General features: G+C 59.7%; 13 protein-coding genes and 1 riboswitch. Of the genes, 10 read left to right on the top strand and 3 right to left on the bottom strand.

Annotation, left to right across the window (positions count from 1 at the left end):
- Positions 1 to 2 precede the first annotated feature (2 nt).
- From AFERRID_RS10840 to AFERRID_RS10815, 6 genes are all read left to right on the top strand, one after another.
- On the top strand, positions 3 to 1637 hold the full coding sequence (locus AFERRID_RS10840; RefSeq protein ID WP_113526681.1) for a cytochrome ubiquinol oxidase subunit I: 1635 nt from the start codon (positions 3 to 5) through the stop codon (positions 1635 to 1637).
- A gap of 59 nt (positions 1638 to 1696) precedes the next feature.
- Positions 1697 to 2830, top strand: a complete 1134-nt coding sequence (gene cydB / locus AFERRID_RS10835; RefSeq protein ID WP_113526682.1) for a cytochrome d ubiquinol oxidase subunit II — start codon at positions 1697 to 1699, stop codon at positions 2828 to 2830.
- A gap of 12 nt (positions 2831 to 2842) precedes the next feature.
- Positions 2843 to 3046 (top strand): hypothetical protein, encoded by a 204-nt coding sequence (locus AFERRID_RS10830; protein ID WP_009563880.1) that lies wholly within the window; start codon positions 2843 to 2845, stop codon positions 3044 to 3046.
- Between the two features lie 182 nt (positions 3047 to 3228).
- Entirely contained in the window at positions 3229 to 4626 is a 1398-nt protein-coding gene (locus tag AFERRID_RS10825) for an aldehyde dehydrogenase family protein (RefSeq protein WP_225982013.1), read from the top strand.
- A 28-nt stretch (positions 4627 to 4654) separates the two neighbouring features.
- The gene (locus tag AFERRID_RS10820) at positions 4655 to 5902 is read left to right on the top strand and encodes an FAD-dependent oxidoreductase (protein ID WP_126605183.1); all 1248 of its coding nucleotides are present in this window, start codon (positions 4655 to 4657) and stop codon (positions 5900 to 5902) included.
- Positions 5903 to 5906: 4 nt separating this feature from the next.
- Complete coding sequence (locus AFERRID_RS10815) at positions 5907 to 6371, top strand: hypothetical protein (RefSeq protein WP_113526685.1); 465 nt, start codon at positions 5907 to 5909, stop codon at positions 6369 to 6371.
- Positions 6372 to 6392: 21 nt separating this feature from the next.
- Here AFERRID_RS10815 and thiC read toward each other — a convergent pair whose 3' ends face one another.
- Positions 6393 to 8276 (bottom strand): phosphomethylpyrimidine synthase ThiC, encoded by a 1884-nt coding sequence (thiC, locus tag AFERRID_RS10810; RefSeq protein ID WP_113526686.1) that lies wholly within the window; start codon positions 8274 to 8276, stop codon positions 6393 to 6395.
- A 73-nt stretch (positions 8277 to 8349) separates the two neighbouring features.
- Positions 8350 to 8443: riboswitch (TPP riboswitch) on the bottom strand.
- Positions 8444 to 8592: 149 nt separating this feature from the next.
- Here thiC and AFERRID_RS10805 point away from each other — a divergent pair.
- On the top strand, positions 8593 to 9789 hold the full coding sequence (locus AFERRID_RS10805; protein ID WP_407923809.1) for an ATP-binding cassette domain-containing protein: 1197 nt from the start codon (positions 8593 to 8595) through the stop codon (positions 9787 to 9789).
- Positions 9786 to 10184 (top strand): ATP-binding cassette domain-containing protein, encoded by a 399-nt coding sequence (locus AFERRID_RS16235; protein ID WP_407923808.1) that lies wholly within the window; start codon positions 9786 to 9788, stop codon positions 10182 to 10184. The genes AFERRID_RS10805 and AFERRID_RS16235 overlap by 4 nt, the downstream gene beginning before the upstream one ends.
- 12 nt (positions 10185 to 10196) lie before the next feature.
- Here AFERRID_RS16235 and AFERRID_RS10800 read toward each other — a convergent pair whose 3' ends face one another.
- Positions 10197 to 10505 (bottom strand): hypothetical protein, encoded by a 309-nt coding sequence (locus tag AFERRID_RS10800; RefSeq protein WP_113526688.1) that lies wholly within the window; start codon positions 10503 to 10505, stop codon positions 10197 to 10199.
- On the bottom strand, positions 10489 to 11940 hold the full coding sequence (locus tag AFERRID_RS10795; RefSeq protein ID WP_113526689.1) for a phosphomannomutase: 1452 nt from the start codon (positions 11938 to 11940) through the stop codon (positions 10489 to 10491). Before AFERRID_RS10795 ends, AFERRID_RS10800 begins: the two co-directional genes overlap by 17 nt.
- 179 nt (positions 11941 to 12119) lie before the next feature.
- Here AFERRID_RS10795 and AFERRID_RS15695 point away from each other — a divergent pair, with 179 nt between their 5' ends.
- Positions 12120 to 13745: an SWIM zinc finger family protein gene (locus AFERRID_RS15695; RefSeq protein WP_232027529.1), complete on the top strand. Its 1626-nt coding sequence runs from the start codon at positions 12120 to 12122 to the stop codon at positions 13743 to 13745.
- Positions 13649 to 15460, top strand: a complete 1812-nt coding sequence (locus AFERRID_RS15690; protein ID WP_232027527.1) for a DEAD/DEAH box helicase — start codon at positions 13649 to 13651, stop codon at positions 15458 to 15460. The genes AFERRID_RS15695 and AFERRID_RS15690 overlap by 97 nt, the downstream gene beginning before the upstream one ends.
- Positions 15461 to 15497 lie beyond the last annotated feature (37 nt).

Here is a 15497-nt window from a genome sequence, read left to right as displayed (position 1 = left end):
TCATGGACATGTTGATCAATCCCACGGTGGTGGAGCTATCGCGCCTGCAGTTCGCGCTGACCGCCCTCTACCACTTCTTATTTGTACCACTCACCCTGGGTATGACCTTTATTCTGGCCACCATGGAAACGGTGTATGTCATCACCGGCAAACAGATATATAAAGAAATGACGCAGTTCTGGGGCAAACTCTTCGGCATCAACTTTGCCCTGGGCGTCGCTACCGGCCTGACCATGGAGTTTGAATTCGGGACCAACTGGTCCATGTACTCCCACTTCGTGGGCGATATTTTCGGTACCCCGCTGGCCATCGAGGGGCTGATGGCCTTCTTCATGGAATCCACCTTTGTCGGTGTGATGTTCTTCGGCTGGGAGCGCATAAGCCGCAAGGCGCACCTCGTGGTCACCTATCTGGTGGCTCTTGGATCCAACCTTTCTGCATTGTGGATTCTCATCGCCAACGGTTTTATGCAGGACCCGCGGGGCGGCACCTTTGATCCCAATACCATGCGGATGCAATTTTCCAGCTTTATCGACCTGATCTTCAATCCGGATGCGCAGGCCAAGTTTGTCCATACCTCCATCGCGGGTTTTGTAACCGGCTCCATGTTCGTCATGGGCGTCAGCGCTTATTACATGCTGACCAACAAGCGGAAAGATTTGGCGTTGCGCTCCTTCCGGATCGCCACCCTCTTCGGCGTGGTTTCCAGTATCGGCGTAATTACCCTGGGTGACGCCCTGGGCTACCTTGATGGCCAGAAACAACCCACCAAGCTGGCGGCCATGGAAGCCATCTGGAACACGGATTACAACACGGTGTCCGCGTCCTGGAACCTCATCGCCATCCCCAGCCGTAGCGAACAGAAGAATCTCTTCGAGGTTTCCATCCCGTATATCCTTACGCCGCTGCTGACCCACTCCGAGACGACGGTCATTCCCGGCATCATCCAGCTGGAGCAGGAAGCCAAGCCAAAAATTGCCAATGGCATCAAGGCGATGATCGCACTGAAGGAGTACAACCTGGATCACAGCAATACCCAGGCACTGGCCACCTTCAAGCAGTACGAAAACGACATGGGTTATGGTTTCCTGGCCATGCGGTTTGCGCCTGATCAGGACCTCAAGAAGATCAACGCCACCAATCTGCCCAGCGTTCTGGACAAGACGGCGAAGGATACCATCCCCAATGTCTGGGTGGAGTTCTGGGCCTTCCGCCTGATGGTCGCTGCAGGCTTCTTCATGCTGGTGCTCTTCGCTTTCGCGGCTTATTTCAGCCTGAAGAACGAAATCGAGAAACACCCCACCCTGCTGAAACTGGCGATGTGGAGTATTCCCTTGCCTTGGGTAGCTTGTGAGTTCGGTTGGATCACCGCCGAAAATGGTCGTCAGCCATGGACGGTATTTGGCTGGCTACCTACCTTCGTCTCCGCCTCCACCCACAGCGTCGGCTACATGGTGTTCTCGCTTATCGGGTTCACCCTGCTGTATAGCTCTTTCATCGCGGCGGAGCTCTACCTGATGTTCAAATACGCCCGTCTGGGTCCGCAGGATGATCATCATGATCACGGTTCTGCGCCTGCGGGTGGCGGCATGGCGGGTCAGCCGGTGTTTGCCAAACCCAGCATGGATCGCAAGTAACGCCAGCGTGATGAATCAAGGGGGGTTGATTTACCCCCCGACTGAATGGAGAGCACAAGATGGATGCTTACGTATATTTAAAGATATTCTGGTTCCTGATTCTGGGAATCCTGTTGATGGGCCTCGCTATCATGGTCGGTATGGATATGGGCGTTGGCGCTCTGATGCGCTTTGTCGGCAAAACCGACGGCGAACGCCGCGAAGCGCTGAACATCGTTGGCCCGCACTGGGATGGTAACCAGGTGTGGTTCATTCTTGGCGGTGGCGCGATTTTCGCGGCCTTTCCAAGCCTCTATGCGACGTCTTTTTCGGTCTTCTACATCGTCATGATTCTCCTGCTGTTCAGCATGATCATGCGTCCCGTCGCCTTTGAATACCGTTCCAAGGTGCCCAGTCATCGCTGGCGCGATTCCTGGGACTGGGTCTTTCTCATTTCCGGTGCCCTGCCCATGATTGTTTACGGGGCTGCCATGGGGAATATTCTGGAAGGCGTCGGCTTTCACTTCGGCTGGGACGGCCAGTATTACCAGACCGAATCTTTCATCTGGTATCTGCTGAATCCTTTTGCGATTCTCTGCGGCGTGCTGTCGCTGAGCCTGGCCATCTATCAGGGCGGCACCATGCTCATGATACGCGGTAGCGGTGCGCTGTATGACCGGGCACGGAATTACGCCAGCGTCGGCGGTATTGCGGCGCTGGTGATCTTCGTTATCGGTGGCTTCATGGTGTCCGGCATGAAGGGCTTCCAACTGATCAGCGGTGATCCGGGCATGCCCGCGAACCCGGTCAGCGGCCAGACGGTCGCCCTCGCGAACGGGGCGTGGATGGCCAACTATGCCGCCCACCCCATTCTCTGGCTGGTGCCCTTGCTGGGTTTGGCTGGCATGGTCCTGGGTGTGCTCGCACTGCGCGCCAACAAGCCCGTTCTCGGCTGGTGGATGGGTGCAGTGGCATGGATCGGCGTGATCGGTGCGGTGGGCACTTCCATGTTCCCCTTCCTGATGCCTTCCACGGACAACCCGGACCAGAGCCTCACGGTCTGGAACGGCACCGGCAGCGAGTACAATCTGGTCTGGATGACCATCTTCGGCCTGATTTTCCTGCCCATCATCATCAGTTACACCACTTGGTGTTTCCGGGTGATGCGCGGTAAGGTGGCGGCGCCCGACACGCAAGACGACCACGCTTATTAAGAGGAGGCGAACATGAAAAATTTGCTCACATTTATCGGGTTGGCGGCCGTCATGGTGTTGTCCCTTTTTCTGGCGGTGATTACCGGTGACTACGGCCCCTGGTACTTTGCTTGGCTGGTGGGTACCACCATGATTGTCCTTATCTCTGCTGCAGGTGCTATCATGTTTGACAGACAGGATGAAGAACAGCAGCGAAAGCAGGGTTCCACTCATTAGGAAACAAGGAGATGTCTATGCATTATGTAGATCTGGAAGATTTCATCTTCTTTCTGCCGTTCGTTTACTTTAGTCTGGCAGGTTTTGCTTACCTTTACACCAGAAAACGGTTCCGCTAAACGTGGTATCGTCACGGGGGCCTTCGGGCCCCTTTTTATTCATAAGGAATTCCATTGCGCACTGTGGACGAATTGCTGGCTGCGCAAAAATCGGCGCTTCGGGAAAATGGCGCCCTCAACTACCGGCAACGCCAAGCGCTGCTGCGGGCCCTGGCGCAGATGCTGCGGCAACACGGCACGGCGCTCAGCGAAGCCATCGCCCGGGATTTCGGCAGACGCCACCTCCGCGAAACGGAAATCTATGAAATCTATCCCCTGCAGGCGGAGATCGCCTACGTGCTCGGGCATCTCAGGAACTGGGTGCGTCCACGCGCCGTGCATACCCGCTGGCCATTCCTGCCGGCCCGCAGCCTGATCATTCCGCAACCCGTGGGTGTCGTCGGCATTATCGGCGCCTGGAATTATCCCTTGCTCCTGACCCTGCTGCCGTTGATCTCCGCTATCGCCGCAGGGAATCGGGCGATTCTCAAAGGGCCGCGTCTGGCGCCTCAGGCTATGACGTTATTGGCACAGACCCTGCGCGATGTGACCTCTGAGGATACCATTGCGCTGGTCCAGGGATCACCGGATGTGGATCACGCGTTCCCCGGGCTGCCTTTCGATCACCTGATTTTTTCGGGAGCCACCCGTACCGGGCGGGTGATCGCCCGTGCCGCCGCGCGGAATCTGGTGCCCGTGACACTGTCCATGAGCGGCAAGAGTCCGGCCATTATCCAGCGTGACTATCCCCTGGCCGCCGCGGCCCGATCCATCATGGCGGGCAAGCTGGTGAATGCCGGGCAAACCTGCATCGCCCCCGACTATTGCCTGGTGGCGACGGATCAGTGTGATGCTTTTATCGCGCGGGCGCAGTCGGCCACCTTATCGCTCTATCCCCACTGGGCAGACAACCCGGACTATACCAGCATCCCCAACGGGCGGCTGTGGGAACGTCTGGATGGCCTGCTGCAGGATGCCCGGGGGAAAGGAGCGCTACTATGGCAGCCCTCGCCAGCACCCGCATGGCCCGATGGCGCACAGCGGCCCTTCCCGCCCACACTGCTCTGGAATGTGCGGCCCGGCATGAAAATCCTGGAAGAAGAAACCTTCGGGCCGATCCTGGTGATTCTGACCTACGATGACATCCAGGAGGCGCTGGATTATGTGCGGGACCACCCCGCCCCTCTGGCGCTGTATTATTTCGACCGAGATCAGCGGCGCGCCCTGCGGCACTGCAAGGGAATTGCCGCAGGGGGCCTCACCATCAACGACACCATTTTCCATGTCGCACAACCCGGTATTCCTTTCGGCGGTATCGGGCTGAGCGGTATAGGCCAGTATCGTGGTATTTATGGGTTTCAACGCCTCTCGCACTACCAGGGCGTCTTCAGGCAGAATCGTCTGAGCGCCTGCGAATGGGTGCGCCCCCCTTACGGACGCTGGACGCAGTTGCTCATCGCCTGGCTGTCACGCTGGGGATAACGTTCATCTTCGGAGAATACTCACCAAAATGTCCGCATCCGATGTGATCATTGCCGGCTCCGGACCTGCCGGCGCCATGCTGGCCAGAGACCTGGCGCGCGCCGGGGCTAGCGTGCGGATTCTGGAACGGGGCGGAGAAACCCCGGCGTCAGCGCCGAATTTATGGAAGCTCTGGCGCCGCAAGGAGGCATTATATGTCGCGCCGGGGGTTGCCCTGCTCCGTGGCATGCGGGTTGGGGGTGGTTCCACCGTTTTCTACCACACGGCCGTCTCTCCTCCCCTGGAGATGTTTTCCCGCTATGGCGTGGAAATGGCGCAGGATTTGGCGGCTGTCCTTGCAGAACTACCGCACCAGCCCCTGGAGGCGCCGCTTCTGGGTCCCGCAGTACAACACATCGCCAGCGCGGCACGCGCTTTGAGACTTCCCTGGCGGGCGCTGCCGAAAATGATTTATCAGGAACTCTGCGGCCATGGGGGCTGCCCACCAGCAGCTTTCTGGTCTGCGGCGTCGCTGCTGGCGCAGGCAAAGCAACTGGGCGGCAAACTGGAGACCGGTATCCAGGTGAACAGGGTGCTTTTTCAGGGTGGGCGCGCGGTGGGCGTGGAGGCCCTTCAGAACGGGCAGTTACGCCGGTTCATGGGGGGGACGGTCATTCTGTCGGCGGGTGGTGTGGCAAGCCCCGTAATTTTGCAGCGCAGCGGGATCCGCGAGGCGGGGCGGGGATTTTTCTGCGATCCTTTGCGCATTGGTGTGGCGCTGAACCAGGAAGACGGGCACCGGGAGACAGAACTCCCCATGTCGGCGGGGTTTGTAGATCGGGAAGCCGGTTACATGCTGACGGATATGACCGTTCCACCCAATTTTTATCGCGCTTTTGCGTGGGCAGCCGGCAGAGTCGACATGCTTGCGCATTACCGGCATAGTATGATGATCATGGTCAAAATCCGCGATGAAATCAGTGGTGAAATCAACGCCGACGGGCGCGTCTGGCGACATTTTTCCGCAGCCGATAAAAATCGCATGCACAACGGCGTGGGACTGGCTGCCGATATCCTCCGGGCGGCGGGCGGTAGACGGGTATTCTTCTCGCCCTGGCTGGCCGCGCACCCCGGCGGCAGCGTGCGTCTGGGCGAACTGCTGGATGAGCGGCTATCCTGTCGCGTCCTCAATCTCCATGTCTGTGATGCGTCGGTGATCCCCGAATCCTGGGGTTTACCCCCGACGCTGACGGTATTATCCCTGGCGAAGTATTTGGGCCGCATATTACTTGGGTGAATGAATGAGCGTGCTTACGGTATTGCAGTTTTTCCATATCACCGCAGTGGTTTCCTGGATTGGCGGAATTTTTCTGCTCGATATTTTTATCGTTCCGGTTCTGCGCCGTAACATAGCCAGCGAGGCAGAACGCAGCAAATTACTCTACCAGATTTTTCGCCCCTTCTTTGCCTGGGTATGGGTGGCTGGTGCGGCACTGGTGATTACCGGCTACTGGATGGTGTATGTATACGGCGGATTTACCGCGCTCCCTACGGCGATGCGGATCATGGTGACACTCGGCACCCTGATGGTGATACTAGCCCTGTTTGTATTCTTCGTGCCATTCCTGCGCATGGGGCGGGCCATCGCCGCTGGCGACTGGCCGTTGGCCGCCCGGGCCGCCGGACAGATCAGGCTGATTTCTGGTATCAATCTGGCGCTGGCCATCCCCGCCATCCTGGCGGGGGTATGGGGAATATTTGGCTGACAGTCCTGGATCCCGACACGGTTATCTGAGGTAGACATTCTTCCCCAGCCGCTTGAAATCCTCTGCCTTTTCCTGCAGACCTTCCAGTCGGGCCGTCTCGATGTCTTCACCCTTGGTTTGCGCGTATTCCTGCAAATCCTGGGAGATTTTCATGGAGCAGAAATGGGGACCGCACATGGAACAGAAGTGCGCCGCCTTGGCGCCTTCCTGGGGTAAGGTCTCATCGTGATATTCCCGCGCTTTTTCAGGGTCCAGTCCAAGGTGAAACTGGTCTTCCCAGCGGAACTCAAAACGCGCCTTGGACAGGGCGTTATCCCGCACTTGTGCGCCGGGATGCCCCTTGGCCAGGTCGGCGGCATGGGCGGCAATCTTGTAAGTGATGGCCCCTTCCCGCACGTCATTTTTATCCGGCAGGCCAAGATGCTCCTTGGGCGTGACGTAGCAGAGCATGGCGGTGCCGTACCAGCCGATCTGGGCGGCGCCGATGGCGCTGGTAATGTGGTCATAGCCGGGGGCAATATCCGTGGTCAGCGGTCCAAGAGTGTAGAACGGGGCCTCGAAACAGTGCTGTAGCTCCTCCTCCATATTGGCCTTGATGAGTTGCATGGGGACGTGGCCGGGGCCTTCGATCATGGCCTGCACATCGTGCTTCCAGGCGACCCTGGTGAGTTCACCCAGGGTGTGCAGCTCGGCGAACTGTGCCTCGTCATTGGCGTCGGCCAGCGCGCCGGGACGCAGGCCATCGCCGAGGGAGAAGCTCACGTCGTAGGCCTTCATGATCTCGCAGATTTCTTCAAAATGGGTATAGAGAAAGCTCTCCTGATGGTGCGCGAGGCACCATTTGGCCATGATGGAACCGCCGCGCGACACGATGCCGGTAAGACGATTCGCCGTCAGCGGGACATAACGCAGCAGCACACCGGCATGGATGGTAAAATAATCGACGCCCTGCTCCGCCTGCTCCACAAGCGTATCCCGGAACAAATCCCAGGTGAGGTCTTCGGCCTTCCCATCGACCTTTTCCAGGGCCTGATAAATCGGCACGGTCCCGATGGGTACCGGACTATTGCGGATAATCCATTCGCGGGTTTCGTGAATGTGCCTACCGGTGGATAAATCCATGACCGTGTCGGCGCCCCAACGAATCGACCAGACCATTTTTTCCACTTCTTCGGCAATGGACGAGCTGACCGCGGAGTTGCCGATATTGGCATTGATCTTCACCAGGAAATTGCGGCCGATAATCATCGGCTCCAGTTCCGGGTGATTGATATTGGCGGGGATGATGGCGCGGCCCCGGGCGATTTCGTCGCGCACGAATTCCGGGGTAACGGTATCGGGGATCTGCGCGCCGAAGGACTCGCCGCGATGGGCGCGGAACAGCGCCGGATGGCTGGCACGCAGTTGCTCCAAACCCTGATTCTCACGGATGGCGACGAACTCCATCTCAGGGGTAATGATACCGCGCCGCGCATAGTGCATCTGGGAGACGTTGCCGCCGTTGGCCGCCCGGCGAATCTCGCGGCGATGATGAAAACGCAGATCCGCCGTGCGGACATCCGCCAGACGGGCGCGACCGTAGGCGGAACTGGGCTCGGGGCGGCTTTCTATGGCGGTATCCGTCGGCGACCATTGCCAGCGCATCGCGGGCAGGCCCGCATGAATATCGATGACCACGTCGGGGTCGGTGTAGGGACCGCTGCAATCATAGACCGGGATGGCGGGATTGACTTCGAGGCTGCCGTCCCGCCTCCGGGAGTCGTTCTGCGGAATCTCCCGCAAGGGGATGCGCAATTCCGGGAAACGCACGCCACCGAGGTAACGCTTGTGTGAGCCGGGAATCGGGCCGCAGGTTACCGCTGCGTCCTGCATAGTATTCACCATATCCGTGGGACGGGTAGCCATCAGTCATTCCTCCTAAAAATTTATCCGATTGCTGCGGAACAAAATCAGGATGCGGGCGGAAGATGCGGACAGGCATGCTGCAGTCGCGCTTCCCTACGCCGGCATGACCCGGATCAGGTTCCAAGGGTACCTCTCAGCCCACGACGTGGACGCCCCTAGCGTTTATAACGATTCACTGGGCAAGGTACGGGAAGCTGAGTGAATCTGTCAAGTTAGTCCACCACCTTACGCCACGAAGGGTAGGACGCGCCAAGCGAATCAGTGCTATCATCGCGCCCGTTATCAGCCCTCGTTTGCCGCCCTTTCGGAGTCAATCTTGCTCAGCACCGCCAACCTCACCATGCAATTCGGGGCCAAGGCCCTCTTTGAAAACGTCTCCGTCGAGTTTGGCAATGGCAACCGCTATGGCCTTATCGGTGCCAACGGCAGCGGCAAGACGACGCTGATGAAGATTCTCGGCGGCGATCTGGAGCCCAGCTCCGGACACGTCAGCCTGAGCAGCGGCGAGCGTCTCGGCAAACTGCGGCAGGATCAGTTTGCCTTTGAAGACTGTACCGTACTGGACACGGTGATCATGGGTCACGCCGAGCTCTGGCGCATCAAGCAGGAACGCGATCGCCTCTATGCCCTGCCGGAGATGACCGACGAAGAAGGGATGGCGGTGGCGCATGTGGAGGTGGAGTTTGCCGAGTTGGGCGGCTACGCGGCCGAGTCCCGGGCCGGGGAGTTGCTGAGTGGTGTGGGTATTCCGCTGGCGCAGCACAGCGGATTGATGTCGGCGGTATCCCCCGGCTGGAAACTGCGAGTATTGCTGGCGCAGGCGCTTTTCGCCGACCCCGATATTCTGCTGCTGGACGAGCCGACCAATAACCTCGACATTCATACCATCCAGTGGCTGGAAGAACTCATCAGCAACATCAACAGCACCGTCATCATCATCTCCCATGACCGCCATTTTCTGAATAGCGTCTGTACCCACATGGCTGACCTGGATTATGGCGAGTTACGCATTTATCCCGGCAATTATGATGAATATATGCAGGCTTCAACCCTGGTGCGGGATCAATTGCTCGCCGACAATGACAAGAAAAAGGAGAAGATGGCCGAGTTGCAAGGCTTTGTGAGTCGCTTCTCCGCCAATGCCTCCAAGGCCAAGCAGGCGACTTCCCGCGCCCGTCAGTTAGAGAAAATCCAGCTTGAAGAAGTGAAGCCTTCCAGTCGGCAAAATCCCTATCTGGTCTTTCATCAGGAACGCAAACTCTATCGCAATGCCCTGGATGGGAAGGACCTGAGCAAATCCTTTGGCGATCTGCGCCTGTTTCATAAACTGCGCTTGCATGTCGAAGCGGGCGAACGGGTTGCGATTATCGGCTCCAATGGTCTGGGCAAAACCACCTTGTTGCGTTGCCTGGTGGGCGAATTGACCACCGATGCCGGCGAAATAAAATGGGCGGAGAATGCGCGTATCGGTTACTTCGCCCAGGATTATGCCCCGAATTTGCGGAGGATATGACGCTTTTCGACTGGATGTGCCAGTGGCGCGGTGAGCGCGATGATGACCAGGTGATCCGCGGCGTGCTGGGCCGCCTACTCTTCGGGCAGGACCAGGTCAATCGTTCGGTCAAGGTGCTCTCCGGTGGCGAAAAGGGGCGAATGCTCTTCGGCAAACTCACCCTGCAGAAACCCAATGTGCTGATTCTCGATGAGCCGACCAACCACCTGGATATGGAATCCATCGAGTCTCTCAATTCGGCCCTGGAGAAATACGACGGAACCTTACTTTTTGTCAGCCATGACCGAGAGTTTGTGTCTTCCCTGGCCACCCGCATCATCGAATTCACTCCGCGGGGCATTCAGGACTTCAAGGGCACCTATGAGGATTATCTGCGCAGCCAGGGCATGGGGTGAAGATCGGCGGGTTTATTTTTTCCGGTAAAAGGGTTTCCATATACCGATAAGCAGCAAAACAATTCCGACCAGAAAAATTTCGCCGATCCATTTCCAGTGAACCGCATTCAGCACGTCTGCCAGACGCAGCAGACTTTGCGCCTGGGCATCGGTGCCGTGGTGGACCGCCATTTCCGCCACGGCGTTGGTTTTGAACACCACGCCCAGATAGCGCAGCACCATCAGCAGCAGATCCGCAATAAGCAGCCCGGTGCCGATGTACACCCACCAGATGCGCGGAAAAAAGATGCGCCGCATCCGCCGCTCAGGCCCGCCAGCCATTCATGACCTCTAAGGCCTTCCGCAGCATGGTCTCGGCTTGCTCCGGGCTATCGGCCTCCGTATAGCAGCGCAGTTCCGGCGCATTGCCGGAAGGTCGCAGATGAATGATGCCGCCCGGCGCGAGGGTCACCCGGATGCCGTCCGTCAGATCCATGTGCTGCGCGGCACCCGCAATTTCTCCAAAGGCCGTATTGAAGGCCACGAGATTGGCCGCCTTGTCGTCACCGCGAAAAGTATCCAGGTGGCGCCGGCTCAGCGCCGATGGAAAGTTCTGCAAACGGTCACTGGCGGTATGACGGGGTGGCAGATCGGCCAGCAAGGCTGCCAGGGGGACGCCACGATCCTGCGCCGCCGCAAGCACCGTCAGCATGGGCAGGATGGCGTCGCGGGTGGGAAGGGGCGCCAGGGTGCGGCCATCACGGGTAAGCGGGCTGCCCAGCAGAAAACCGCCGTTGGCCTCATACCCGCAGACGGGCATCAATCCCTCCTGCAACGCGGCCTGCATCGCCTCGATGACATAAGGGGAACCGATCCTGGTGCGCAGGATTTCCGGAAAAAAGCCGGACAACTCCAGCGCCGTGTTGCTACTTACCGGCGTGACTACCGTATGGGCGCCCAAGGCATGGGCAGTTAGTATCCCCAGCACGTCGCCACGCCACCAGCGGCCCTCATGATCAGCAATCATGGGACGGTCGGCGTCGCCGTCCGTGGTCAGGAGCGCATCGAGATGGTACTCAGCCACTGCGCGCTGCGCCAGAACCGTGTCTTCGGGGCGCAGGGCCTCGGTATCCAGGGCCACAAAATCCGCGGAGCGGCCCAGGGGCAGCACCTCCGCACCCAGCGACTCCAGCAGTGTCACCAGCAGGTCACGGGCGACGCCGGAGTGCTGGTAGACGCCCAGTCGCCATCCGGCAAGACTGTCCGTGCCGAAAAAGTCCAGGTAACGCTGCTGATAGAGCGCCAGCCAGTGCGGGTCGGCGGCGGGCAAAACGGCTGGCTTGCGCAGCGCGTCCGCGGCGTCGAAAAGGGCCGTATCCACCGTCATATCCTGACGCAGGATCCCGGCCTCATCGGCCTTCATCAATTCCCCATGGGGGCGGTTGAATTTGATGCCATTGCGATCAAACGGAATATGACTGCCAGTGACCATCAGGGATGGTACTCCCACCGCCAATCCCGCAAACGCCAACGCCGGCGAGGGAAGGTATCCGGCGAAACGGGGCTGCCCGCCCCCCGCGAGGACCGCGGCCCAGGCCGCGGCCAGCATCCGCGGCGTGCTGGGTCGCAGGTCGCCGCCCAGTATCACCGCATCCCCGGCGTGAAACTCGCCGATTTCCGCAAGATAGCGCAGAAAGGCCTGGGTATGCACATAAACGACCTTATCCGACAGATCCACCACCAGACCCCGCAACCCACTCGTGCCAAAAGCCACCATCTTCTGCCCTCTCCATGTGTGCCGTTCCGCTCATGATAACGGCAAGGCGCTGGCGAGGATACCGGTAGACCACCCCGAACCGCTTCCCCTCCTACCCCCCGACTGTGTACCATAGGCGGTTTGCACGGCGGCATCGCCCCGGTGCATTTCCCGATATCATCAAAACACCGAGCACACCCATGCCTACCAATAATGACTGGATGAACTGGCACCGCGATGCCAGTGCGATGCCCACGCTGGGGACGTACGGTTACGAAGATATCCGCAGATGGGTGGGGGATCTGGAGATTCGCAAAGCCCAACCTTACCAGAAGTCCATCAGCCATCTGGAGCAGCGTGGCAGCACCGACCTCAGTGCCCTGGTGCAGGGCACGGCACGTACGCCATACCGGGTAGACATCCACCTCAGCCAAGGGCATCTGGTAACCCTGTGTACCTGCCCGGTAGGCAGTCGCTGCAAACACGTCACCGCGGTGCTCCTCGCGCTGCTGGCCGGTCGTAGCCACACGGCGCCGACGCCGGCCCCGGCTTTGCGTCCGCATGTGATGCAATGGCTGAGCGAGCTGCGCTCGCATCTGGATCCGCCCAAACCCAAGCCGCCGACTACCACTCATACCCTGTACTGGCTGCTGGAACTGAACAGCCGACATCATCACGGTCCAGTTCTCAGTTGTCGTAAGGCCCGCCTGAACAAAAACGGAGAATGTACCGGTCTCACCCCCTGGTACAATTTCGAAGGCGCCCTGCGCCGCCCGCCGAGCTTCATCGACGAGGCGGACCAGCGTGCCCTGCGCCGTCTGCTGTTGGAAGACCCCTATGCCAGCCAGACCGGCGAATTCGATCTCGGCCCCCGCCACGGTGCCGCAGCTCTCGCCATACTCGCCGGTACCGGACGCCTCTTCGCCAATTCGCCAGCCAATCCGTCCCTGCGACTCGGTGATAACCGGCCTGGCATGCTGGTCTGGAAGATCAGCAGGGGCGGGGAACAATATCCGACACTGGAAACCACCCCGCCCGCTACCAGCTTCCTGCACCTGGATGCGACCTGGTACCTGGATGGGGAAACGGGGGACATCGGCCCGATCGAGACGGACCTGCCGACCACGGTCCTGCGCGATCTGCTGCAAGCCCCGCCCCTCAATGCGCAAGAAGCCATTCTTTTGCGCGAGATGCTGGAGCAAGCGGTGCCTGGTCTCCCCGCGCCCGTGGCCGACCCCGGACAGGGCTTACGGGAGATCGAAGCGCCTCTGCAAGCGCTGCTTTGGTGCGACACTCTGGCCCTCCTCGGTATTCAGGCGCACCGCAACTATCCCGGCCAATGGAGTCCTACCTGCCGCTTTGATTATGCGCAGCCCACATTGGTGTATGGTCCCGCACGCGTTGCCGTGGATGACGACAGTGCCATCCAGACCCTCGACAATGGTGAGATGGTTCGGATAAAACGCGACAGGACAGCCGAAAAACAGGCACTGCAGGCACTCGGAAAAACAGGCCTGAAAGCGGCCAGTGCCGGCCTTTTCCACAGTCTGTCGCCGCTGCCTCATCTCATCTACGGGCTGGACAGCGAAGCCGACTGGAACGGGTTCATGTCAACGGGCGTCGAGACCCTCCGCGAGCAGGGTTGGGAGGTGCGCTGGCCCGATGGCTTCCGTCACTACTTCCTGCAGGTGGATGAATGGGATGTACAGGTGGATGGTGCCGAGGAAGGGTGGCTGGGCCTCGATGTCGGCATCGTGGTGGACGGCAAGCGGCTGGCGCTGCCCCCCTGCTCGGCACCCTCTTCGCCCGTGATTCGCGCTGGCTGAATCCAGGCGGTCTGGGTACCATTCCCGATGATGAGTATATCCATCTGCACACCCCGGCGGGCGTGCCCATCCAGACCACGGCGGATCGCCTGAAACCTCTGGTCGGGACCCTTATCGATCTGTTCAGCCTGGACGCCGGGGGGCCTTTGCGGATGTCCGCCTTTGACGCGCCCCGCCTCGCCCGGTTGGTGGACGACAGCCAGTGGCGCAGTGAGGGGATGGATGCCGTGCGTGCGCTGGCTAGATCTTTGCCCCAAAACGGAGAGATCCCCCCCGTCCCACTGCCCACAGGTTTTGCCCTCCCCCTGCGCGCCTATCAACAGGACGGGCTTGCCTGGCTGCAATTCCTGCGCGAGCATCATTTGGGCGGCATTCTCGCGGACGATATGGGTCTCGGCAAAACCGCCCAGACCCTCGCCCATCTGCTGCTGGAAAAAGAAAGTGGCCGCCTGACGGATCCCGCCCTGATCGTCATGCCCACTTCACTGATTCACAACTGGCGGGAAGAGGCGGCACGCTTCACTCCTGACCTGCGAGTGCTCTCCCTGCACGGCAAAGAGCGCAGCAGCCGTTTCGCCCAGATACCTGACAATGACCTGATTCTCACTACCTACCCGCTGATCTGGCGGGACGTCGAAACGCTCAGAAATCAGCACTTTCATTTGCTGATTCTCGATGAGGCACAGATGGTCAAGAACGCGCAGGGCCGCGCCGCCGAAGCCATCCGTGAGATTCCAACCCGGCATCGGCTTGCCCTCACTGGCACCCCCCTTGAAAATCATCTCGGCGAACTCTGGGCACAATTCGACTTCTTTCTGCCGGGCTTTCTCGGCGACCGGCGCAGTTTCCAACGGGTCTGGCGCGGCCCCATCGAGCGCCACGGAGATGCTGAGCGTCTGGATTTATTGGCCCGTCGGGTGCGCCCCTTCATTCTGCGTCGGCGCAAGGAGGATGTCGCCAAGGAACTCCCCGAGAAGACCATCATTATCCGCCCCATGGATATCGAAGGGGCGCAGCGCGATCTTTATGAGACGGTACGCAGCGCCATGGACGAACGGATCCGCCAGGAAATCGCCGCCAAGGGTTTTCAGCGCAGCCAGATCGTCATCCTGGACGCGATGCTCAAACTCCGCCAAGTCTGCTGTGACCCGCGCCTGCTCAAGAGTGAAAAGGCGCGAAAGGTACAGGACAGCGCCAAGCTCGCCCTGCTCATGGGGATGATTCCGGAGTTGCTGGCGGAAGGTCGCCAGATTCTGCTGTTTTCGCAATTCACCGAGATGCTCGCCCTGATCAGTGCAGGCCTCGACAAGATGCATATCCCTTACGTGCTGCTCACTGGCAGCACCCAGGATCGCAAGACGCCCATCGACCGCTTTCAGCGCGGTGAAGTGCCACTCTTTCTGATCAGCCTCAAGGCGGGCGGCGTCGGTCTCAACCTCACGGCAGCGGACACCGTGATTCACTATGACCCGTGGTGGAACCCCGCCGCCGAAAATCAGGCCACTGATCGCGCTCACCGCATCGGCCAGAAACGTCAGGTTTTTGTTTACAAGCTGATCGTTGCCGGGAGCATTGAAGAAAAAATCCTGGCCCTGCAGGAGAAAAAGGCCATTCTCGCCGCCGGCGTGCTGGAGAAAACGCAAAAAGAAAAGCTCCGTTTCGGCCCCGACGATCTGGCTTCGCTGCTCGCGCCGCTACCGGAAGTCTTGCGCTGAGGTAGAAGCCGCAGTGCTTCCTGAACGGCACACTTGG

Origin of the sequence: Acidithiobacillus ferridurans (assembly GCF_003966655.1) — a bacterium.
Lineage (GTDB): Bacteria > Pseudomonadota > Gammaproteobacteria > Acidithiobacillales > Acidithiobacillaceae > Acidithiobacillus > Acidithiobacillus ferridurans.
The sequence above is the reverse complement of the archived record's forward strand: the minus strand, read 5'-3'. Positions and strand labels throughout refer to the sequence as shown.